The organism is Citrobacter sp. XT1-2-2, from assembly GCF_023516235.1.
Taxonomy (GTDB): Bacteria; Pseudomonadota; Gammaproteobacteria; order Enterobacterales; family Enterobacteriaceae; genus Citrobacter; species Citrobacter werkmanii.
The window spans coordinates 2795581-2817836 of sequence record NZ_CP097324.1 but is presented as its reverse complement, the minus strand read 5'-3'; the positions used below and the strand labels follow the sequence as shown (position 1 = coordinate 2817836).

Sequence of the window (22256 nt, the reverse complement as noted above, 5' to 3'; positions counted from 1 at the left end):
GTTATCTAAAGTATTCAGGAGTCATCGTTGAACGATCCTCACTCGTGGGTAAGTCCGTTAACGCGTATTCCCTCCAGTTTGCAACCGCTCGTCGCGACGCAGAAAAAACATTATGGCGATGTGCTGCATCCCACGCGTTGGTGGGGGCGGATGCCGTTTCTGTTCTGGCTGGTGGCGCTGTTTGTCGGGTTTCTGGAGCGTAAAAAGGCGCGCTTAACGCCGGTGATGCGCGCATTGTTAATGACCCGCGTTTCTCAGGTATGTCATTGCGCCTTCTGTGTTGATGCCAACAGCTTACGGCTGGCGGAACGCTGTGGCGCGCTGGATAAAGTCTTGCAGGTCGCCAACTGGCAAGAATCAGCGCTGTTTAACGCAGAAGAGCGCATAGCGCTGGCCTATGCGGATGCGGTGACCGCCACGCCACCGCAGGTAGACGATGCGCTGAAAACGCAAATGAAGCAGCATTTTACCGATGACGTCATTACTGAAATGACCGCGCTGATTGCGTTTCAAAATCTCTCGGCGCGTTTTAATGCCGCCCTCGATATTCCTTCGCAAGGATTGTGCGACAGTTTTAAAGGACGCCCGCATGCTTGACCGTCATCTTCATCCACGGTTAAAACCGCTGTTGCATCGCTGTGTGGGCATTATTGATAAACCTGCGATTACCCCGGATGGCCTGACGCTGGTTGGTTTTGCTATTGGCGTGTTGGCCCTGCCATTTCTGGCGTTAGGCTGGTATCTGGCGGCGCTGGTGGTCATTGTGCTTAATCGCTTGTTTGACGGGCTGGACGGGGCGCTGGCGCGGCGCAGAGGGCTAAACGACGCGGGAGGATTTCTCGATATCTCACTCGATTTTCTGTTTTACGCCTTAGTACCGTTTGGTTTTATTCTTGCCGCACCTGCTCAGAATGCACTGGCTGGGGGCTGGCTGTTGTTTGCGTTTATTGGCACTGGCAGCAGCTTCCTCGCCTTCGCGGCCCTGGCAGCGAAACACGATATTGATAACCCAGGCTACGCGCATAAATCGTTTTATTATCTCGGGGGGCTAACCGAAGGCACTGAGACTATTTTGCTGTTTGTTTTGGGCTGTTTGTTCCCGGAATCTTTTGCCGTGCTGGCGTGGGTCTTTGGCGCGCTGTGCTGGATGACGACGTTTACTCGGATCTGGAGCGGATATCTGACGCTGAAAGCGGTTCAGCGTCAGGCGTAATGTCTTGTGTTGCCGGATGCGCTTATCCGGCAATGGTGACCATTTTACTTGCTGCTGTCCGGACCCCGTTCACCGCTGGCGACCGGGTTTTTCGGATTGCTGCTCCACTCATACCAGCCACCGTCGTAAACAGAGACGTTTTTCCAGCCCATCGCGCGGGCATACATAAACGTTTCTGAAGCACGCCAGCCGGTGCCGCAGTAGAAAGAAACCTGCTGGTCTGGCGTGATATTCCACTGTTTCCACATGGCGGCGATATCATCCGCGCTGCGCATGGTGCCGTCCGGGTTATGGAAATCTTCCATATGCGTGGAATCACTCCCCGCGTGGCCCCAGCGTGCGCCTGCGATCTCACCTTTTGGCTTGATGTAGCTATAGCCGCTGGTGGTACCAATAAACTCAGGCCACGAGCGGATGCTGACCAGCGACGCATCCTGGCGATGCAGCAGGCCGCGAGCCTGTTCCGTATTCAGCATTAGTTGTGGTTGGGCAGGGATAGCAACGCCAAAATCAGGAGCCGCTTTCACCGTCGGCGGCGTTCCGCGTTCCACCGGTAAACCTGAATCTGACCAGGTTTGCCACCCGCCGTCGAGCAGACGCACATCTTTCACGCCTGCATACAACATGATTTGCGCCACGCGCGCGGCGGCATAGACATCACGACCGTATAAAATCACCGTGGTGTCGTGGCGAATACCATGTTTTGCCAGCATGGCTTTGAGTTGCGCGTCGGAAACTTTATTCCACAGTGGTTCGCTCTCGACTTCGTTGGTATCAATGTATCCTGCACCGGGAATATGACTGAGCAGATACAGCTTCGGCGCGCCCCAGGCGGCTTCAATCACTTTCCAGTCACCCGAAGGTTTAGCGGTCACTTCTTTTCCCTGCTGCAGGTCGTGCAGCCACTGCGGGTAAACCAGTTGTTCGAAGTGCGGCAGACTTTGCAGGCGGCCAGGATCCGCAAGGGCGTCGCTGAGGGTTGAAATATGGCTAAAACCGACTTTCTGCAGGCGGGATTTAACGGCCTGCATCTCGCTATCGCTACCATACAACGCCACCGGCGCATCGGTTTTTAGCTGATGCGCCTTCACCCAGGCATTGAGTTGTTCATCATTCATTTTGTCGAGCCAGGCGGCAGACAGATTCAGTGCGGAGGGTTCGTGTCCGGAAGGACCATTGAGCGATTGTGGCCAGCCGTTGTAAAAAGCGCTCTGACGGGTATCGATCGCCGCGCCTTGCTTTTGCTGTAACTGGTTGAGGGTGAGCGTCTGTGCTGTTTCAGCAGCCCAGGAAGAAGCGCAAGCGAGCCCTAAAGCCAGTGCCAGCGCGGTCATTTGAGAAACACGTTTCATCGAATAGCCCGACGTTGAAAAAAGAAGACGACATTCTGTGCCGCCGGTTAAGTAAAAACCTTGCGTTAACGCAGCATATCGCCACATTCACGCCCAGTTTTCCATCTGTAATACACGGCCTGCTGACGGGACATCCTGCGCGTCATGCGTAACCTGTACCACCGGAATATTCAGCTTGCGCACCTCGGTAAAGACCCACTGGCGAAAGGTATCGCGTAGCGACGCATCCAGTCTGCTAAAGGGTTCATCGAGCAGCAGCGCCTGAGGCTGAGCCAGCAGGGCGCGCAGCAGGGCGACACGCGATCGTTGGCCGCCGGAGAGCGAGGCCGGATCGCGATGATAAAATCCAGCAAGGTCCGCGCGCGTAAGGGCGTTTTCAACAGTATGGCGTCTGGCGGATCCTTGCAGGCTGGCGGGTAAGGCCAGCAGTAAATTCTGCCCAACGCTGAAATGGTCAAACAACAACGCATCCTGGAACAGAATGCCAATCTGGCGCTGCGCGGTGGGCAGCGTGTCTATACGCCGTTCGTTGAGCCACAGTTCGCCTGAAGCTTGAAACTGAGGAGACAATGCGCCGACCATCCACGAAAAAAGCGAAGACTTACCGCTACCGGAAGGCCCCATAATAGTGACAATGTCACTTTTGCTAACCTGGAAGTTCACATCTTTCAGTAGCGTTGTCGCGCCCCGGTACACTGAAAGGCTTTGAACGATGAGCATTAACGGAGTCCTTGTCGAAAGCGGCCGAGCCACGCGGCGAAAAGCGCCGCCAGTACGAAAACGAATAGCGGTAACAGAAGCTGCCATAGCGCCTGTGTCGCTAAAACAGCCGTGCTGCCGCCGCTGCTTAATGCCACCGCCTCGGTGGTCAGGGTGGGATAGCGTCCGGCCCCTAACCATAGCGTTGGCATATATTGGGCAATACTGACCGAGAAGCCAACCGCGAAGGCGATCAGTGCCGGGCGTAACAGCAGCGGGCATTTAACCCGCCAAAATATGCGACCTCGTGTCCAGCCCAGCGTTTGTGCAATCAAAATCAATCGTGGGTCAATGCGTTGCCACGCCGGTTTGAGCACAAACAGCATCCACGGCATCACCCACAACAGGTGGCCCCAGATGATGGTCGTCATCAGCCCATCTTGTCCGGTATATAACGCCAACAGATACTGTCCGGTGACCAGCGGCAGCGCGGGCAGGATAATGGGCAGCCAGACCCAACGGTGTCCGGTTTGCGGTCCCCATTCCAGCCACGCAAAGAGCATCAGTAACCCCAGCACGCTGGAGATGAGCCCCAGTTGCAGACTATTGCTGAGCGCCTCACTGTTGAGCGATGAAGAGTTGGCGGAAAGCGCCAGCACCAGGGCGCATACTACTCCGCTGATGGGCAAAAGTTGTACCAGCGGCTGTGCGATTGTTGTGGACGAAAAACGCAGGCGTATTCCGTTTACTGCCGGAATTGTGCGCCGCCAGCCACGCCAGAACAGATAGCCCAACAGCGCGAAGATAAATAGCAGCAACACCAGCAGCAGGCTGGCGAGTGCGCCTTTGACCTGTTGTTCGGCATCGCCCTGGCTGAGCCATTGCCAGCTCAGTACAGCAAGCGTGGGCGGATTGCCGGGGCCAAGGACGATGGCCACATCCACAACGGAGAGTGACCAGGCCACGACGGCCAGCATGGCTTTGCCTAACGCAGGGGCGATGGAGGGCAGTACCAGCCAGTTCAGGCATTGCAAACGGCTGTAACCCAGCGAATCCAGGACGATAACCTGCTGTGAAAGTTGTTTTTCACTCAGCAGGGCTGAGAGGATCCACAACAAAAAGGCGCTCTCTTTCACCGCCAGCGTTATGCCAAGCCCAACCCCATAGCGGTCCGGTTGCGAGTTGAGAAAGGGCAGCCACTGCCAGAGCATGCCGCCTTCGGCAAAAATCAACAGCATGCTGGTCGCGAATGCGACGTGCGGGATCGCCAGCAGCAAGGGCAGGCGCGTGCACAATCGCGCCCAACCAGCGCCAGGCCACAAAAAGAGGATCGCCAACAGCGTAATGGTCAGGGCACCCAGAGCCGCGAGGCTTACGGAAACCACTGTTGCCAGCAACGCCTGCGAGAGTTGAGGATCGTCAAAGAGCGCCAGCCAGTGCGTGGTGCGAAGCGCTGGGGCTAGCAGAGAGAACGTTGCTGGCACCAGCGGCAGATAAACTGCCGTCATGATGCCCCACAGCAACAGAATTAATGCGTACCGTAGCGGCGTAGCCATTCTTGTTCCAGTGCATTTATCCAGGCAGCATGTGGTTCCGGCAGTACGGCAGGGAGTCCTTGTGGGGTATACGCCAGCAGTGCGTTACGCTGTTGGTTGGGCAGTTTTTGCGGATCAAGCACCGAAGGGTCTCCCCAGATAGCAGGGTCAGCTTTACGCAACTGCGCTTCGGGAGAAAGCAGGAAGTTTGCCACGACTTTTGCTCCGGCGCTGGCGCGAGCATTTGCCGGAACAGTGACAAAATGCACGTTGCCGATCATGCCCTGTGAGAAACCAAAACTATAGCTGGTTTTAGGCAATTCGCCGCTGGCCATTTTTTGCTGCGCGTGGGCTGGGTTAAAGGTCAATGATAAGCGCAGCGTACCGGTATTCAGCAACGCATCCATCCGCGCAGGCGTGGGAGGAAAATCTTTGCCTTCACGCCATAGTGAAGGGTGTAGAGCGTCAAGATAATGCCATAACGGAGCGGTAACGTTGGCGAATGTGGCGGCATCGGGCGCAACTTTCAATGCTTGCGGTTCCGTGGTGAGCATAATCAATAACTGCTCGAGAAAAGCCGTGCCGGTAAAGTCTGGCGGGCGCGGGTAGGTAACTGTGCCAGGGTGCGCCTGCGCAAATTCAAGCAACGCCTGCGGGGATTGCGGCGGCTGGGCGGTGAGATCGCGCCGGGCAATGAAGGTTAGCTGTGCGCCGCCCCATGGCGATTCTGCCCCTTCCGTGGGGATGGCAAAGTCTTCACTGACCGGTTTCCGGGTATCAACATAGCGCCAGTTAGGTAACGCCTGCGCCCACTGGGTTTGCAGCAGACCCGCTTCTTTTAATGTGCGGAAGTTTTCACCGTTTACCCACAATAAGTCGACAGATCCGCCGGTTGTTCGCCCGGACGCCGCCTCGGTCTGGATGCGTTTAACGGCGTCGGCGGCATCCGCCAGCCGCACAATTTTCAGGTTAATGGCATAGTGCGTTTTCATCTCGCCGCTAACCCAGTCGAGATACTGATTAACGGCGTTATCGCCACCCCAGGCGTTGAACCATACCGTCTGACCGCGGGCGTCATTTTTGATTTGCTGCCAGCTGGCGTCCTGGGAAAAAGCCGTCAGCGGGCAGAGCAGCAAACTCAGGCACAATAAGCAGTAACGCATAATATCTCCATTGCTAAAAATGGCGTATGTCTCAGGTTTTTTTCCGTTGACGCTCCAGGTAAAGGCTTCTTGCTCCTGAAATCACCACGCTCAGGGCAAACAGGATGAACAGGCCGGTAACAAACCAAAATGTACCGCCGGTTAACAGGCTACCGGCCCACGAATAGACAATCGTGGCGGGTAACTGACCGAGGCCGGTGGCGAGGAGAAAGTGGCGAAAACGAATCGAGGTCAGGCCCGCGGCATAGCTTACCGGGTCGAAGGGCACAAAAGGCAACAGGCGACAGATGAGAATAGTGTGCTTGCCATAACGTTCGAAAAAAGCGTCCATGTTGTTCAGCACCGTTTTCCCGGTCAGCTTTTCCACCGCACTGCGACCCAAAACGCGGGCAATAAAAAAACACAGCGCTGCGCCGACCATCGCGCTGCTCCAGGACAGTACACCGCCCCAAAACGCGCCAAACAGCGAGGCATTGGCAAACGTAATCACAAAGGCGGGAAGCGGCGCGACGATGGCCTGTAAGATCATCAGGAAGAACGATACAACCGCCGCCAGAGTTCCGTACGAACGAATGAAGTTCTCGAGAGCGTGTTGATCCAGCGTAGTAAACGCCGCCAGGCTGCCCCGGAGAAAATCACTGACGCCAGGTATCCACGCCCATGCCATCAGCGCGAGCAGCAGCACAACTATCAATCCTGCCCGGTAATAGTGGGTTAATCGCGCTTTGTTCAGCTTTGTCATTTACCTGCACACTCGTGGCTGGACGACGGATCGATATGTTTATATCTGGCCCAGGCTTTTGCCGCCTGAATAAGAATGAATAACGCCAGGCCCGCAACGCTGAGTTTGCCGATAAATGCCAGAGTCATGCCTTCGCTGGCCAGTTCGTGCGACATCAGCGTATAGATAAAGATGCCGGGCAAGGTGGTTACCGCAGATATCACCGTAAATGACCAGAACGGAATCGCCGTCAGCCCATAGGCGTAATTTTGAATATTATAGGGGAACAATGGTACGAGTCGGGTCAGGATCAGAAAGTCCAATCCGCTATGGGCAATGCCTTTTTCGATAGCCTGAAAAGTCGCTGTTGCCCAACGTATTTCAGCAGTAGATCCCGACCAAGCCAGCGAGCCAGCAAAAACGACAGCGCCGAGGCGACGGTTGCCGCCACTAACGAGACAAGCGTCCCTGCCACAGGGCCAAACAGCACACCGCCGACGATCACCAGAATGCTGCCGGGGATCAGACACAGCGCAGCGATGATAAACAGCAATATATAAAGCGTATAGCCGAACATGCCGCTTTGGCGGATGACGGCTTGTAAATGATGGAAATTGGTTATCAGGTCGGTCAGACCGAAATAATGGAAAACTCCCGCCAGAATGCAGAACAGGACCGCGACGATCAGCAGCCGGTATTCTGCGTTATGCGAACTTCTTTTTCATGGGGGTTCTCCTGTAAAACCGAGTGTAACGCAGCGTTTTCGTCAGCGAAAAGTGCGCGCGAAGATATAATAAATTCCCGGACACAACAATGTATTACCGTCGATTTATTGATTTTACACAGAATAAACAGACTCTCCAGGCGAGGCCCGGAGAGTGACAAATCGCAGGAGGTCAGACGCGGAATTTAGCCCATACAGGCGCATGATCGGACGGTTTTTCCATGCTGCGGATCTCATAGTCGATGCCGGTTTCTTCGCAGCGCTCCGCCAGTGGGTTGCTCGCTAACAGCAGATCGATACGCAGGCCACGGTTATCATCAAAGCCTTTGGAGCGGTAATCAAACCACGAGAACTGGTCATTTTTTTCAGGATAAGCATGACGATAGGTGTCCACCAGGCCCCAGCCCAGCAGGCGCTCCATCCACTCACGCTCTTCCGGCAGGAAGGAACATTTACCGGTACGCAGCCAGCGTTTACGGTTTTCCTCGCCAATGCCGATATCGAGATCGGTTGGGCTGATGTTCATATCGCCCATGATCAAGACCGGATTGTCGCGTTTCAGTTCAGTCTCCAGATAGTTTTGTAGATTCTGGTAAAACGCGGCCTTGGCCGGAAATTTGGTTTCGTGGTCACGGCTTTCGCCCTGCGGGAAATAGCCGTTGATCACGGTAATGCTGCCCAGAGGGGATGGGATTTCCGCCATGATGATACGACGCTGCGCTTCTTCGCCATCGCCCGGGAAGCCACGACGCACCGCGATTGGCGTTTCTTTCGTTAACAGCGCCACGCCGTAATGACCTTTCTGACCGTGATAAAAGACGTTGTAACCCAGCTTTGCAACCTCTTCGAGAGGGAACATGTCATCGTGGACTTTTGTCTCCTGTAAGCCAATCACATCCGGTTGGTGTTTTTCGACAATGGCTGCCAGTTGATGAGGACGGGCACGCAGGCCGTTGATATTAAAAGAGACAAATTTCATAGTCGCTGCCGTTTTGCAAGATGAATAGTGCAAGGATGGTAGCAGAATTTCCGCTGGCTGACTGCTTCTTGTCACCTGATTCCAACAATGATTGCCAATGGTGTTAACGATGGAGCAAAAACTGCACCGTTTTGGCGCGAAGCGCGTCAGAACAGAGCAATAATTTCCGATAAATTTCGTATACGATCACAATTCCAGAATTATATTTGGCAACTGAATAAAACTGCGGTTTTTCCTCTATTTAGTCGCCTGGTGCGCAAACATATTCACTTTATATGCACATTAAGTGAATATCGCCACGTTGTAACCTGTTGATATTCCGTCACCGACCTTTGTTTATGCACTTTTTTTGCTGGCTGGCACGAACCCTGCAATCTACATTTACACCGCAAATACTATATTTATTAACATATAAATAACCTTTTATTTACCGTTGAGGTCGCTATGTCTCTGTCAATTACGCGTGAAAATTTTGATGAATGGATGATGCCCGTATATGCCCCGGCTCCTTTTATTCCGGTGCGTGGTGAAGGTTCACGTCTGTGGGATCAGCAGGGTAAAGAGTATATCGATTTCGCGGGAGGCATTGCGGTTAACGCGCTGGGGCACGCCCATCCGGCATTGCGCGAGGCATTAAACGACCAGGCGAGCAAATTCTGGCACACGGGAAATGGCTACACCAACGAGCCGGTGCTGCGTCTGGCGAAAAAGCTGATTGATGCCACCTTCGCCGAGCGTGTTTTCTTCTGTAACTCCGGCGCGGAGGCTAACGAAGCGGCATTAAAGCTGGCGCGTAAATATGCTCACGATCGTTTTGGCAGCCAGAAGAGCGGCATCGTGGCGTTTAAAAATGCTTTCCATGGCCGCACGCTGTTCACCGTCAGCGCCGGAGGGCAGCCCGCTTATTCACAAGATTTCGCGCCGCTGCCGCCGGATATCCGCCATGCCGTCTATAACGATCTCGACTCCGCCCGCCAACTGATTGATGACACCACCTGTGCGGTCATCGTTGAACCGGTGCAGGGGGAAGGTGGCGTCGTACCAGCAACAAATGACTTCTTACAGGGGCTGCGTGAATTATGCGATCGCCACAATGCGCTGCTGATTTTTGACGAAGTCCAGACCGGTGTGGGTCGTACCGGCGAACTGTATGCCTATATGCACTATGGCGTTACGCCAGACCTGCTGACGACAGCCAAAGCGTTGGGCGGCGGTTTCCCCATCGGCGCGTTATTGGCGACAGCAGACTGTGCCAGCGTGATGACGGTTGGTACGCACGGTACAACATACGGCGGAAACCCGCTGGCCACGGCGGTGGCGGGCAAACTGCTGGAGATTGTTAACACCCCGGATATGCTCAACGGTGTTAAGCAGCGTCACGACTGGTTTGTGGAGCGTATTAACGCTATTAACGAACGTTTTGGACTGTTTAGTGAAATTCGTGGGCTCGGCCTGCTGATCGGCTGCGTACTGAACGCGGAATTTGCCGGGAAAGCGAAACTCATCTCGCAAGAGGCGGCCAATGCCGGAGTGATGGTGCTGATCGCTGGCGCTAACGTGGTGCGCTTTGCGCCAGCGTTAAACGTCAGCGAAGAAGAGGTTGCTAGCGGACTGGATCGCTTTGCGCTGGCCTGCGAACGCATCAAAGCAGGAGGTTCATCATGATGGTGATTCGTCCTATTGAACGCGCTGATATCACCGCGCTGATGCAACTGGCCGGTAAGACCGGCGGTGGGTTGACTTCGCTACCGGCCAATGAAGCCACGCTGATGGCGCGTATCGAACGCTCGCTACAAACCTGGCGCGGTGAGTTGCCGAAAAGTGAGCAAGGCTATGTTTTTGTACTGGAAGACAGCGCCAGCGGAACCGTGGCAGGGATTTGCGCCATCGAGGTGGCGGTAGGGCTTAACGATCCCTGGTACAACTATCGGGTTGGCACGCTGGTGCACGCCTCGAAAGAGCTGAACGTATATAACGCGCTGCCGACGCTGTTTCTGAGTAACGATCACACGGGCAGCAGCGAGCTTTGCTCTCTGTTTCTCGATCCCGACTGGCGTAAAGAGGGCAACGGCTATTTGTTGTCTAAATCGCGCTTTATGTTTATGGCGGCATTTCGTGACCGGTTTAATGAAAAGGTCGTGGCCGAGATGCGCGGCGTAATCGATGAGCACGGTTACTCTCCCTTCTGGGAAAGCCTCGGCAAACGCTTTTTCTCCATGGAATTCAGCCGGGCGGATTTTCTCTGCGGCACCGGACAAAAAGCCTTTATTGCTGAACTGATGCCCAAGCATCCTATTTATACCCATTTCCTGTCTGAGGAAGCGCAAAGCGTAATTGGTCAGGTACATCCGCAAACCGCTCCGGCGCGGGCGGTGCTGGAGAAAGAAGGATTTCGCTACCGTAACTATGTCGACATTTTCGATGGCGGGCCGACGCTGGAATGCGATATCGACCGCGTTCGCGCTATTCGTAAAAGCAGGCTGGTGGAAGTGGCGGAAGGTCAGCCAGCGATCGGCGATTACCCGGCCTGTCTGGTCGCTAATGAAAACTATCAAAACTTCCGCGTCATGTTGGTTCGCGCTGACCCGGATACCCAACGTCTGGTACTGACGGCGGCGCAACTGGACGCCCTGAAATGCCACGCGGGCGACCATGTACGTTTTGTGCGTCTTTGTGCAGAGGAGAAAACAGCATGACATTATGGATAAACGGCGACTGGGTGACGGGGCTTGGCGAGCGTCGGGTGAAAACGAATCCGGTAAGCGGTGATGTGCTGTGGCAAGGTAATGATGCCGACGCGACTCAGGTGATGCAGGCTTGCCGTGCTGCGCGCACCGCCTTTGCCGGTTGGGCTAAACACCCCTTTAGCGCGCGTCAGGCTATTGTCGAAAAATTTGCTTCATTGCTGGAAAGCAATAAAGCCGAGCTAACCCAGATTATCGCCCGGGAAACCGGCAAGCCGCGCTGGGAAGCCGCCACTGAACTGACGGCGATGATCAATAAAATTGCTATTTCCGTGAAAGCTTACCATGCCCGTACCGGAGAGCAGCACAGCGAACTACCGGATGGCGCGGCGACGTTGCGCCATCGGCCGCACGGCGTGCTGGCGGTATTTGGCCCGTATAACTTCCCTGGCCATTTGCCCAATGGCCATATTGTTCCGGCTCTGCTGGCGGGCAACACGTTGATTTTCAAGCCCAGCGAGCTGACGCCGTGGACCGGTGAAGCCGTGACAAAGCTGTGGGAACAGGCGGGATTGCCGCCGGGCGTGCTGAATCTGGTGCAGGGCGGACGCGAAACGGGGCAGGCGCTGAGCGCGCTGGAAGATCTCGACGGTCTGCTGTTTACCGGCAGTGCCAATACCGGTTATCAGTTGCATCGACAGTTATCCGGCCAGCCGGAAAAAATCCTTGCGCTGGAGATGGGCGGCAACAACCCGCTGATCATTGAGAACCCGGAAGATATTGATGCGGCAGTACATCTGACCATTCAATCCGCATTTGTTACCGCCGGGCAGCGTTGTACCTGCGCCCGTCGCCTGTTGATTAAAAACGGCGCGCAGGGAGACGCGTTCCTCGCGCGTCTGGTGGAAGTCAGCCAACGACTAATGCCAGCTCACTGGGATGCGGAACCGCAGCCGTTTTTAGGCGGGCTGATTTCTGAACAGGCCGCACAGCACGTTTGTGATGCCTGGCAACGTCTGGCGTCGTTGGGTGGGCGCACGCTGCTGGCGCCACGCATGGTGAAAGCCGGAACGTCGCTGCTGACCCCCGGTATTATTGAACTGACCGACGTGGCAAACGTACCCGATGAAGAGGTTTTTGGTCCACTGCTCGGCATCTGGCGCTATGACAGCTTTGATGACGCGATTCGTATGGCGAACAACACCCGCTTTGGGTTGTCATGCGGGCTGGTTTCACCCGATCGCAGCCAGTTTGAACAACTCCTGCTGGAGGCGCGGGCCGGGATTGTTAACTGGAATAAACCGTTAACCGGCGCGGCAAGCACCGCACCGTTTGGTGGTGTGGGCGCGTCCGGTAACCATCGCGCCAGCGCGTGGTATGCCGCAGATTATTGCGCCTGGCCGATGGCGAGCCTGGAATCTCCGGCCTTAACCCTGCCGTCGGCGCTCAGCCCCGGTCTGGATTTCTCTTGCGGGGATAAACGATGAAAGCGCGTGAGGTCAATTTCGATGGTCTGGTGGGACTCACCCACCACTATGCGGGACTGTCATTTGGTAATGAGGCTTCGACCAGCCACCGTTTTCAGGTGTCGAACCCTCGTCTGGCGGCAAAGCAGGGTTTGTTAAAAATGAAAGCGCTGGCTGATGCGGGATTCCCTCAGGCGGTGATCCCGCCTCATGAACGTCCCTATATCCCGGCGCTGCGTCAGTTGGGCTTTTGCGGCAGTGATGAGCAGATTCTGGACAAGGTGGCGCGTCAGGCGCCGTACTGGCTCTCCAGCGCCAGCTCCGCATCACCTATGTGGGTGGCGAATGCGGCAACGGTCTGTCCTTCGGCAGATTCACTGGACGGGAAAGTGCATTTAACGGTGGCGAATCTGAATAATAAGTTCCACCGTTCGCTGGAAGCGCCGACGACCGAAGCGCTGTTACGCTCGATTTTTCGTGATGAAAATACCTTTGCGATTCATGGCGCATTGCCTCAGGTTGCGTTGTTCGGTGATGAAGGGGCGGCAAACCATAACCGCCTTGGTGGGGATTATGGCGATCCCGGCTTACAACTGTTTATTTACGGTCGTGAAGAGGGGAATGCGTCACAGCCGAGGCGCTATCCGGCGAGACAATCTCGTGAAGCCAGCGAGGCCGTAGCCCGGCTGAATCAGGTCAATCCACATCAGCTTGTTTTTGCTCAGCAAAACCCGGATGTCATCGATCTTGGCGTGTTTCATAACGATGTGATTGCGGTGTCGAATCGTCAGGTGCTGTTTTGTCATCAGCAGGCGTTTGTCAGACAGCAAACGTTGTTAGAGCAACTACGCCGCCAGGTGGACGGTTTTACCGCGCTGGAAGTCCCGGCCGCGGAGGTGTCGGTGCAGGATGCGGTAACAACCTATTTGTTTAACAGCCAATTACTGAGTCGTGACGACGGTTCGATGATGCTGGTTTTACCGCAGGAGTGTCGGGAGCATGCGGGCGTGTGGCGATATCTGAGCCGTTTGCTTGCAGATGACAATCCGATCGATGACCTGCGGGTCTTTGATTTGCGCGAAAGCATGTCCAACGGCGGCGGCCCTGCCTGTTTACGCCTGCGAGTGGTGCTTACCCCACAGGAGCTGCAGGCCGTGAATCCGGCGGTTATCATGAACGACACGCTGTTCAATACGCTGAATAACTGGGTTGACCGCTACTATCGCGATCGCCTTGTCGCTACGGACCTCGCGGATCCACAGCTGTTGCGCGAAGGGCGTGAAGCGTTGGATACGCTGACGCAATTGCTCAATCTCGGCTCTGTTTATCCCTTCCAGCAGGAGAGAACGAGCCATGGATAATTTTCTGGCCCTGACGCTCGCAGGTAGCGCACCTGAGAAAACGCAGGGCACAATTCACGGTTTTGTCTGGCAATGGCTTGGTTACGGGGTACTGGAACTGACACCAACTGCGCCGGTTGAACAGTCGCTGGTGCTTTCTGCGGGAATTCATGGCAATGAAACCGCGCCGGTAGAAATACTTGATTCATTGCTGACCAGGCTGTTTAACGGTGAGCTGGCGCTAACATGGCGGCTGCTGGTCATTCTCGGTAACCCGCAGGCGCTGGCCGCGGGAAAACGTTATTGTCATAGCGATCTGAACCGTATGTTTGGTGGCCGATGGCAGAGTTTTGCCGAGAGTGAAGAAACGCACAGAGCCCATGAGCTTGAACTGTGTCTGGCAGATTTTTACTCGCGCGCGAAAGAGCCTGTGCGCTGGCATCTGGATCTTCACACCGCCATTCGCGGCTCACAGCATTTGCGCTTTGGCGTGTTGCCACAACGCAATGTTGCCTGGGACGAAAATTTTCTGGGTTGGCTGGGGGATGCGGGGCTGGAGGCATTGGTTTTCCATCAGACCCCAGGCGGTACGTTCACCCATTTTAGCGCTGAACGTTTTGGTGCGCTGGCCTGTACGCTGGAACTGGGTAAAGCGCTGCCGTTCGGGCAAAACGATCTGACCCAGTTTGCACACACAGCAGATGCGATGGCGCAGCTGCTGCGGGGCGAGCGAGTGTCAACGGTAGAAACATCTCCGTTGCGCTACCGTGTGGTCTCGCAGATTACGCGGCGTAGCGACGATTTTATTCTCCACATGGATAACCAGACGCTCAATTTTACCCCCTTTACCGAGGGAACGTTACTGGCGCAGGACGGAAATGAACGTTTTATCGTCACCCATGACGTTGAATACGTTCTTTTTCCGAACCCAAATGTGGCCTGTGGTTTACGTGCCGGATTGATGCTCGAAAGATTTTGATAAATATAATCGCCCTCAGATTTATTTCTGAGGGCTTATTTTTACGTGCGCTTTAGATTTATTACAGATTATTCCTGGTAAGTTGCTTTCTTAATAATCACAGTTCAGGTATAGTTCTTCATAATCCTTTCAAAATCATCTTGTTGTAATTTTTCATTTCAACTCTGCGCAATTTATTCTTTTTTTCTCCATAATTGATGAATGTTTGTTTTTTACACTTTCATTGTTTTACCGTTGCTCTGATTAATTGACGCTTAAGCCGGTAAAGTTAATCTCGTCAACACGACATCACATTGCAGAAGAATCGCATGAATGTCGTAAAAATAACTGAAAGAAAGGATAGAAATTATGCGTAAACTGACTGCTCTGTTTGTTGCCTCTACCCTGGCGCTGGGCGCTGCAAACCTGGCCCATGCTGCTGACACCACAACAACTGCGCCAGCGGATGCCAAACCAATGATGCATCACAACGGGAAGTTCGCCCCGCATCACGACATGATGTTCAAAGACCTGAACCTGACCGACGCGCAGAAACAGCAGATTCGCGAAATTATGAAAGGCCAGCGCGATCAGATGAAACGTCCGCCGCTGGAAGAACGCCGCGCCATGCACGATATCATCGCCAGCGATAGCTTCGATAAAGCGAAAGCCGAAGCGCAAATTGCGAAGATGGAAGAACAGCGTAAAGCCAACATGCTGGCGCACATGGAAACGCAGAACAAGATTTACAACATTCTGACGCCTGAACAGAAAAAGCAGTTTAATGCCAATTTTGAGAAGCGTCTGACAGAACGTCCGGCGCAGAAAGGTAAAATGCCAGAAGCTGCCGAGTAATCGCCAGTCGTCTACACTAAATCAGTCATGCTGTGTCGGCGTTCAGCGCCGCACAGTGTGCAACAAACTCAAGACCGCCGCTCTTGTCCACAACACGTTTAACGATGTGGGCAGGATCGGCGGTTTTTTCTTTCCCGCCAGGAGAAGCGTTAATTTTTTTGCAAAATACCCTATTCAGCACTAAGGCAAATCAACCCTGTTGCCGATAACGATACTCTGCAGGGTAAATATCACAATGATGATTTATGGCTGGCTGTTCACGGCAGGTTGACGTGCTACGCCTTTCTGGAGGGGTGATGGAATATTTCGATATCCGCAAAATGCCGGTCAGTCTGTGGCGCAATGGGGCGGGAGAAACGCGAGAGATTTGCTGTTTTCCGCCAGCAACACGCGATTTTCACTGGCGGGCGAGTATCGCCTCCCTTGCAGCAAACGGAGAGTTTTCTCTTTTTCCGGGCGTAGAACGCGTGATTACCTTGCTGGAAGGAGGTGAAGTGACCCTGGAAGAGGCGAACATCTTCACTCACACCCTGAAGCAGCATCAACCTTTTACTTTTGCTGGTGACAAGGTAGTAAAAGCAAAGCTGACGGAAGGACGGATGTCGATGGATTTTAATATCATGACCCGACGAGATGTTTGCCAGGCGAAAGTCAGAGTTGCCGATCGCACTTTTACAACCTTTGGTTCTCGTGGCGGCGTCGTGTTTGTTATCAGTGGCGCCTGGCAATTGGGTGAGAAGCTGCTGACGGCCGATCAGGGCGCGAGCTGGCACGACGGTAAACACACCCTGCGCCTGTTGGAGCGCGAGGGAAAACTGCTGTTCAGCGAGATTAACTGGATGCCGGGATACTCTCCGGATTCAGTTCAATAATGTCGTATTTGCCAGACAAAACAGGCCGGCAGAGAATTTTGTAGCCATCATGGTCAAAGCCAGCCGGCATTCTCGCCAGGGTTGTCGCCTCATCCAGCGTTGCAACGGCGCCCAGCCAAAACCAGTTATTGATGATATGGTACTGAGTCATTTCAGCGCGGGTTTCTTGCAGCGCAATGGCATTGTTCCACGGCCAGCAGATGACGCGTACTCTTTCCAGCGCCTCAAGCAGGCGCGAATGATGCGCCTGCGGGCTCTCTTTCCCACAGCACGCTCCGGCGCAGCGCTTTAGCGCTGAGCGAAAGCAGGCTCGCCCACGACTCAGGGGTTCCAGCCCCAACAGGCCGTAGCACAGTTGCTGTTCATCGGCGATGCTTTGCAATGTTTGTAGCGCGGCACGGCGATTGGCAAACAAACCAAACAGATTGGGGGCATGGGAGAAATCAATATCTCGTGCGTAAACAACCTGAACAGTCTGGTCGGTAAGCTGCAGGGCGCAAAGCTGACGATTGCGTCGCAACCGTTTATTAAACAGAGGCTGCTGCTCTTTGATAAGCCGCGCTTCTAACAGTAGGGCGCCAATTTCTCCAGCCGTACAAATCCAGCTAATGCGTTTGGACTGGCGCAGCATTGCCGCTTCGTCCGTGGTACGCAGGTGTGACAACACGCGGCTGCGAATATTGACGCTTTTGCCTATATAAAGCGGCAGGGTGTCGCTTTCGCTATGAAACAGATAGACGCCGGGCACCGCGGGAAGCGCACTCAAAAATGGGCGCAGATGCTCGGGGTATTCATAAATTGCTGCTGCCTCTAATGTCAGGCGAGGGGCTGATTGACGCCGTACCACTTTTCACTCCGCTGCTGGTTATCCATCCAGTATAACAGCTGAGGGGCGATTAAAAAAGCGGCATGATCAGGCTGCTAAGGCCGGAGAGCAGCAATAGGGGGGCTACCCGGCCTTAGGCAGAAAAAATTATGCTTTTTTCCAGAAATCATCAAACACGGTGATGGGTGGGCGACGTTTGTGCTCAGTCTTCAGATACCAACCTTCGATTTTTTTAGCTATTTCAGCATCCAGCGTTTTTCCTTCCAGATAATCGTCGATGTTGTCATAGCTCACGCCCAATGCGGCTTCATCTGGCAGAGAAGGGCGATCGTCTTCAAGGTCGGCGGTGGGAGCTTTCTTATATAAATGCTCCGGGCAACCCAGCGCAGCAAGCAGCTGTTTACCCTGGCGCTTGTTCAGACGGAATATTGGGTTGATGTCAGTACCGCCATCGCCATATTTAGTGAAGAAACCGGTGATCGCTTCTGCTGCATGATCGGTACCCACGACAACGCCGCTGGTCATGCCCGCGATACTGTATTGCGCCTTCATACGTTCACGGGCTTTTTCGTTGCCGCGCACAAAATCACTCAGCTCAATTCCCGCCTCACGCAAAGCCTGCTCGCTGGCCAGCACTGCGCCTTTAATATTGACGGTGAGTACGCGGTCCGGTTGTATAAAGGCGATGGCATCCTGGCAGTCCTGCTCGTCAGCCTGAACGCCATACGGTAAACGCACCGCAATAAATTGTAGCGCGTCATTCCCCGTTTCCTGGCGGAGCTCGGAAACGGCCATTTGGCAGAGTTTTCCGGCGAGGGTGGAGTCTTGTCCGCCGCTAATGCCCAACACCAGTGATTTCAGAAAGGGGTAGGTTTGCAGGTATGATTTCAGGAAATCTACGCTGCGACGAATTTCCTCTTCTGCATTAATGTGCGGTTTTGCGCCAAGCGCTTTGATTATCTCTTGCTGCAGAGTCATGCAACCCCCTGTGAAAAATAAAATGATATGTTAAAGCTAACGCGTTGAGGCCCAAACGACAAGGGATGCAGGCCTGATATAACATCATTTTGTTTTAATAGAATTTTCCGAAACGGCCTAAGTATCATCTGATTGCTTGAAAAATGCGTTGTTGTGCTCCAGGCTTACATAACACGCTGAAAAACAAGAGGACGAAAAAATGAACAAGAATCTAACAGGAATTCTGGGTGCAGCGGCTGTTTTGACTATGCTGGCGGGGTGTACGGCCTATGATCGTACCAAAGACCAATTTGTTCAGCCCGTAGTGAAAGATGTGAAGAAAGGGATGAGCAGGGCGCAGGTCGCGCAGATTGCCGGTAAGCCTTCTTCAGAAGTGAGTATGATCCATGCGCGCGGGACCTGTCAGACCTACATCCTGGGTCAACGAGATGGTAAAGCTGAAACCTATTTCGTTGCTTTAGACGATACCGGTCATGTGATTAACTCTGGCTACCAGACTTGCGCAGAGTACGACACCGACCCGCAGGCAGCGAAGTAGTAACAACTGTTTATTGCCTGAGCACTCTGAACAACCGGCCATCGCGCCGGTTTTTTTGTGCCGCACGATCTTATTTATTGCCGCGAATTATTTGCATAAAATGTGAGGGGGGTCATAACGACAGGTCAAGGAGAGACAATTTAGTTGGTCAAGGAAATACCATCCACCGGTACAATCCCGTATACTCGTTTCAGCCACCTAAAAAAGTAATTTAGCTGACGCAGGTTACCCAGAGCATGGATGCAGGTTATGGCTTGCGGAGTGTCTGGTTGACAGATAATCGCACATGAGGATCGTTTTAATGGAAAAGAAACACATTTATCTGTTTTGTTCTGCGGGCATGTCGACTTCATTGTTGGTATCGAAGATGCGTGCTCAGGCCGAAAAATACGAAGTGCCGGTTATTATTGAAGCGTTTCCTGAAACGCTGGCCGGAGAAAAAGGTCCAGCGGCCGATGTTGTGTTATTAGGTCCGCAAATTGCTTATATGTTGCCCGAAATTCAGCGTTTGTTACCCAACAAGCCTGTGGAAGTGATTGACTCGCTGCTGTATGGCAAAGTCGATGGTTTAGGCGTGCTTAAGGCTGCTGTTGCAGCAATTAAAAAAGCCGCAGCAAATTAATTATTTTATTTTAATTTTTCCCGTCAAAGAGTTATTTCATTAACATTCACCGCAATTATTAATTGCGGTATTTAAGGGTATTTTTCTATGAGTAACGCTATTGCTTCACTTGAAAAGGTACTCCTTCCTTTTGCTGTAAAAATTGGAAAGCAGCCGCACGTTAATGCAATCAAAAACGGTTTTATTCGTTTAATGCCGTTAACCCTCGCAGGGGCAATGTTTGTATTAATTAATAACGTTTTCCTGAGCTTTGGGGAGGGGTCGTTTTTTTATTCGATGGGCATTCGACTTGATGCTTCAACTATTGAAACGCTGAATAGCTTGAAAGGCATTGGTGGAAACGTCTATAACGGTACGCTGGGTATCATGTCATTGATGGCGCCGTTCTTTATCGGCATGGCGCTGGCAGAAGAACGCAAGGTCGACTCACTGGCTGCCGGGTTGTTATCTGTCGCCGCATTTATGACCGTCACGCCATACAGCGTGGGTGAAGCTTATGCGGTTGGCGCTAACTGGCTGGGCGGCGCGAATATTATTTCCGGTATTATTATCGGCCTGGTGGTCGCGGAAATGTTCACTTTTGTGGTCCATCGTAATTGGGTGATCAAATTACCTGATAGCGTACCGACATCCGTATCGCGTTCCTTCTCTGCGCTGATTCCTGGCTTTCTTATTCTCTCCATTATGGGGATCATCGCTTGGGCGCTGAACACCTGGGGTACCAACTTCCATCAGATCATTATGGATTCCATTTCAACGCCGCTGGCATCGCTGGGTAGCGTAGTGGGTTGGGCCTATGTGATTTTTGTTCCGCTGCTGTGGTTCTTTGGTATTCACGGTTCTTTGGCGCTGACCGCGCTGGACAGCGGAATCATGACGCCATGGGCGCTGGAAAACATCTCTATCTACCAACAGTTTGGTTCCGTAGACGCTGCGCTGGAAGCCGGTAAGACGTTCCACGTCTGGGCGAAACCGATGCTCGACTCCTATATTTTCCTTGGGGGTAGCGGGGCAACGCTGGGTCTGATTATCGCTATTTTCCTGGCATCGCGTCGTCCTGACTATCGTCAGGTTGCTAAGCTGGCACTGCCGTCAGGTCTCTTCCAGATTAACGAACCTATCCTGTTCGGTCTGCCGATCATCATGAACCCGGTTATGTTTATTCCGTTCATTCTGGTTCAGCCGATTCTGGCGGCGATTACGCTGGCAGCTTACTACTCCGGCATTATTCCACCGATTACCAACATCGCGCCGTGGACTATGCCAACCGGTTTGGGCGCGTTCTTTAACACCAACGGTAGCGTCGCCGCTCTGCTGGTCGCGCTGTTCAACCTCGGTATTGCAACGCTGGTTTACCTGCCGTTCGTGGTAGTAGCCAACAAAGCTCAGAACGTTATTGATCAAGAAGAAAGCGAAGAAGATATCGCTAACGCATTGAAATTCTAAATTTAATCCGGCGTGGCTTCGCGGTCATGCCGGACTTAACCAGAGGAAAAAAGTATGTTGGATATCGAGAATATCGTCGACACGCAGTCAGAAGCAGAAGAACTTGAAGAAGTGGTGATGGGGCTCATCATTAATTCTGGTCAGGCGCGTAGCCTGGCATACGGCGCACTCAAAATGGCCAAGCAGGGGGATTTTGAAGCAGCGAAGACCATGATGGACCAGTCTCGTCTGGCGCTGAACGAAGCGCACCTCGTGCAAACAAAACTGATTGAAGGCGATCAGGGCGAAGGTAAAATGAAAGTCAGCCTGGTGCTGGTCCACGCACAGGATCATCTGATGACCTCGATGCTGGCGCGCGAGCTGGTCACTGAACTGATTGAACTTCACGAGAAGCTGAAATAGCGAGGAGTGCAAAATGCAGCTACAGATTAACGCACCGGAAATCAAAACCGTCTATGAACAGCAGCTGTTTAATGGCAAAAATTTCCATGTGTTCATCTATAACAAAACTGAGAGCATCAGTGGGCTGCATCAACATGACTACTATGAATTTACGCTGGTTTTAACCGGACGCTATTATCAGGAAATCAACGGTAAACGCGTATTGCTTGAGCGCGGGGACTTTGTTTTTATCCCGTTGGGATCGCATCACCAGAGTTTCTATGATTTCGGTGCGACAAGGATCCTCAACGTCGGTATCAGTAAACGTTTTTTTGAACAGCACTACCACCCGCTGCTGCCGTTTTGTTTCGTTGCATCGCAGGTCTATCGGGCGAATAACTCGTTTCTTACCTACATTGAAACGGTTATTGCATCACTGAACTTTCGTGAGAGCGGACTCGATGAATTTGTAGAAGTGGTCACCTTCTATATTATTAATCGGCTGCGCCATCATCGCGAAGAGCAGGTGCTGGATGATATTCCTCAGTGGCTCAAAACCACCGTCGAGACCATGCATGATAAACGGCAGTTTAGCGAGAATGCGCTGGAAAATATGGTACACCTGTCCGCGAAATCCCAGGAGTATCTGACCCGCGCAACCCAGCGTTATTACAGCAAAACGCCGATGCAGATCATTAATGAAATTCGCATTAATTTTGCTAAAAAACAGCTGGAAATGACTAACTATTCTGTAACGGATATTGCTTATGAGTCTGGTTACAGTAGTCCAAGCCTGTTTATTAAAACATTTAAAAAGCTGACGTCGTTTACGCCAAATAGCTATCGTAAGAAATTAACTGAATTTAATCAGTAGATATTATTTTCCAATAACTCATTTTTTATA

At 53.0% G+C, this 22256-nt stretch carries 22 protein-coding genes and 1 pseudogene; 14 read left to right on the top strand and 9 right to left on the bottom strand.

Features of this window, described 5'->3' with window-relative positions:
- Positions 1-27 precede the first annotated feature (27 nt).
- Together M4I31_RS13410 and M4I31_RS13405 are read left to right on the top strand one after the other, a co-directional pair.
- Positions 28-597 (top strand): carboxymuconolactone decarboxylase family protein, encoded by a 570-nt coding sequence (locus tag M4I31_RS13410; protein ID WP_085049510.1) that lies wholly within the window; start codon positions 28-30, stop codon positions 595-597.
- Entirely contained in the window at positions 590-1213 is a 624-nt protein-coding gene (locus M4I31_RS13405) for a CDP-alcohol phosphatidyltransferase family protein (protein WP_085049509.1), read from the top strand. The genes M4I31_RS13410 and M4I31_RS13405 overlap by 8 nt, the downstream gene beginning before the upstream one ends.
- A 44-nt stretch (positions 1214-1257) precedes the next feature.
- Here the strand turns inward: M4I31_RS13405 and M4I31_RS13400 are convergent, their stop codons facing one another.
- The 7 genes and pseudogenes from M4I31_RS13400 to xthA form a co-directional block, all read right to left on the bottom strand.
- Entirely contained in the window at positions 1258-2565 is a 1308-nt protein-coding gene (locus M4I31_RS13400) for a sulfurtransferase (RefSeq protein ID WP_085049561.1), read from the bottom strand.
- An 87-nt stretch (positions 2566-2652) separates the two neighbouring features.
- Positions 2653-3285 carry an ATP-binding cassette domain-containing protein gene (locus M4I31_RS13395; protein ID WP_085049508.1) on the bottom strand — a complete coding sequence of 211 codons (633 nt, stop codon included), beginning with the start codon at positions 3283-3285 and terminating at the stop codon, positions 2653-2655.
- Complete coding sequence (locus M4I31_RS13390) at positions 3285-4820, bottom strand: thiamine ABC transporter permease (RefSeq protein WP_085049507.1); 1536 nt, start codon at positions 4818-4820, stop codon at positions 3285-3287. Before M4I31_RS13390 ends, M4I31_RS13395 begins: the two co-directional genes overlap by 1 nt.
- A complete protein-coding gene (locus tag M4I31_RS13385; RefSeq protein WP_085049506.1) occupies positions 4793-5962 on the bottom strand; it encodes an ABC transporter substrate-binding protein in 1170 nt (389 codons plus the stop codon). The genes M4I31_RS13390 and M4I31_RS13385 overlap by 28 nt, the downstream gene beginning before the upstream one ends.
- Before the next feature lie 31 nt (positions 5963-5993).
- Positions 5994-6704, bottom strand: a complete 711-nt coding sequence (locus tag M4I31_RS13380) for a TVP38/TMEM64 family protein (RefSeq protein WP_139815596.1) — start codon at positions 6702-6704, stop codon at positions 5994-5996.
- A pseudogene (locus M4I31_RS13375) lies at positions 6701-7356 on the bottom strand (TVP38/TMEM64 family protein). The gene M4I31_RS13380 and the pseudogene M4I31_RS13375 overlap by 4 nt, the downstream one beginning before the upstream one ends.
- Positions 7357-7579: 223 nt before the next feature.
- Positions 7580-8386, bottom strand: a complete 807-nt coding sequence (xthA, locus tag M4I31_RS13370) for an exodeoxyribonuclease III (protein WP_043016615.1) — start codon at positions 8384-8386, stop codon at positions 7580-7582.
- Positions 8387-8830: 444 nt separating this feature from the next.
- Here xthA and M4I31_RS13365 point away from each other — a divergent pair, with 444 nt between their 5' ends.
- The 7 genes from M4I31_RS13365 (at position 8831) to ves (ending at position 16561) form a co-directional block, all read left to right on the top strand.
- Positions 8831-10051, top strand: a complete 1221-nt coding sequence (locus M4I31_RS13365) for an aspartate aminotransferase family protein (RefSeq protein WP_085049504.1) — start codon at positions 8831-8833, stop codon at positions 10049-10051.
- The gene (gene astA, locus M4I31_RS13360) at positions 10048-11082 is read left to right on the top strand and encodes an arginine N-succinyltransferase (protein ID WP_038640139.1); all 1035 of its coding nucleotides are present in this window, start codon (positions 10048-10050) and stop codon (positions 11080-11082) included. The genes M4I31_RS13365 and astA overlap by 4 nt, the downstream gene beginning before the upstream one ends.
- Positions 11079-12557, top strand: a complete 1479-nt coding sequence (gene astD / locus M4I31_RS13355) for a succinylglutamate-semialdehyde dehydrogenase (protein ID WP_085049503.1) — start codon at positions 11079-11081, stop codon at positions 12555-12557. The genes astA and astD overlap by 4 nt, the downstream gene beginning before the upstream one ends.
- Entirely contained in the window at positions 12554-13897 is a 1344-nt protein-coding gene (astB, locus tag M4I31_RS13350; protein WP_085049502.1) for an N-succinylarginine dihydrolase, read from the top strand. Before astD ends, astB begins: the two co-directional genes overlap by 4 nt.
- Positions 13890-14855 carry a succinylglutamate desuccinylase gene (astE, locus tag M4I31_RS13345; RefSeq protein WP_085049501.1) on the top strand — a complete coding sequence of 322 codons (966 nt, stop codon included), beginning with the start codon at positions 13890-13892 and terminating at the stop codon, positions 14853-14855. The genes astB and astE overlap by 8 nt, the downstream gene beginning before the upstream one ends.
- Positions 14856-15203: 348 nt before the next feature.
- On the top strand, positions 15204-15689 hold the full coding sequence (spy, locus tag M4I31_RS13340; RefSeq protein WP_085049500.1) for an ATP-independent periplasmic protein-refolding chaperone Spy: 486 nt from the start codon (positions 15204-15206) through the stop codon (positions 15687-15689).
- 296 nt (positions 15690-15985) lie between these two features.
- Positions 15986-16561: an environmental stress-induced protein Ves gene (gene ves, locus M4I31_RS13335; RefSeq protein ID WP_069324272.1), complete on the top strand. Its 576-nt coding sequence runs from the start codon at positions 15986-15988 to the stop codon at positions 16559-16561.
- On the opposite strand, the gene cho is transcribed toward ves, so the two are convergent.
- Together cho and nadE are read right to left on the bottom strand one after the other, a co-directional pair.
- Positions 16521-17408 (bottom strand): excinuclease Cho, encoded by an 888-nt coding sequence (gene cho, locus M4I31_RS13330; RefSeq protein WP_069324271.1) that lies wholly within the window; start codon positions 17406-17408, stop codon positions 16521-16523. The genes ves and cho overlap by 41 nt on opposite strands.
- Before the next feature lie 126 nt (positions 17409-17534).
- Positions 17535-18365, bottom strand: coding sequence for an ammonia-dependent NAD(+) synthetase (gene nadE, locus M4I31_RS13325; RefSeq protein ID WP_038640152.1), 831 nt, complete (start codon positions 18363-18365; stop codon positions 17535-17537).
- 199 nt (positions 18366-18564) lie between these two features.
- On the opposite strand from nadE, the gene osmE reads away from it, so the two are divergent.
- The 5 genes from osmE (at position 18565) to chbR (ending at position 22226) form a co-directional block, all read left to right on the top strand.
- The gene (gene osmE / locus M4I31_RS13320) at positions 18565-18903 is read left to right on the top strand and encodes an osmotically-inducible lipoprotein OsmE (protein WP_006684842.1); all 339 of its coding nucleotides are present in this window, start codon (positions 18565-18567) and stop codon (positions 18901-18903) included.
- Between the two features lie 301 nt (positions 18904-19204).
- Entirely contained in the window at positions 19205-19525 is a 321-nt protein-coding gene (chbB, locus tag M4I31_RS13315; RefSeq protein ID WP_003030620.1) for a PTS N,N'-diacetylchitobiose transporter subunit IIB, read from the top strand.
- An 87-nt stretch (positions 19526-19612) separates the two neighbouring features.
- Positions 19613-20971: a PTS N,N'-diacetylchitobiose transporter subunit IIC gene (gene chbC / locus M4I31_RS13310; RefSeq protein WP_006684840.1), complete on the top strand. Its 1359-nt coding sequence runs from the start codon at positions 19613-19615 to the stop codon at positions 20969-20971.
- 54 nt (positions 20972-21025) lie between these two features.
- Positions 21026-21373 carry a PTS N,N'-diacetylchitobiose transporter subunit IIA gene (gene chbA / locus M4I31_RS13305; protein WP_038640158.1) on the top strand — a complete coding sequence of 116 codons (348 nt, stop codon included), beginning with the start codon at positions 21026-21028 and terminating at the stop codon, positions 21371-21373.
- 13 nt (positions 21374-21386) lie between these two features.
- Positions 21387-22226, top strand: a complete 840-nt coding sequence (gene chbR, locus M4I31_RS13300) for a transcriptional regulator ChbR (RefSeq protein WP_003030617.1) — start codon at positions 21387-21389, stop codon at positions 22224-22226.
- Positions 22227-22256: the final 30 nt, after the last annotated feature.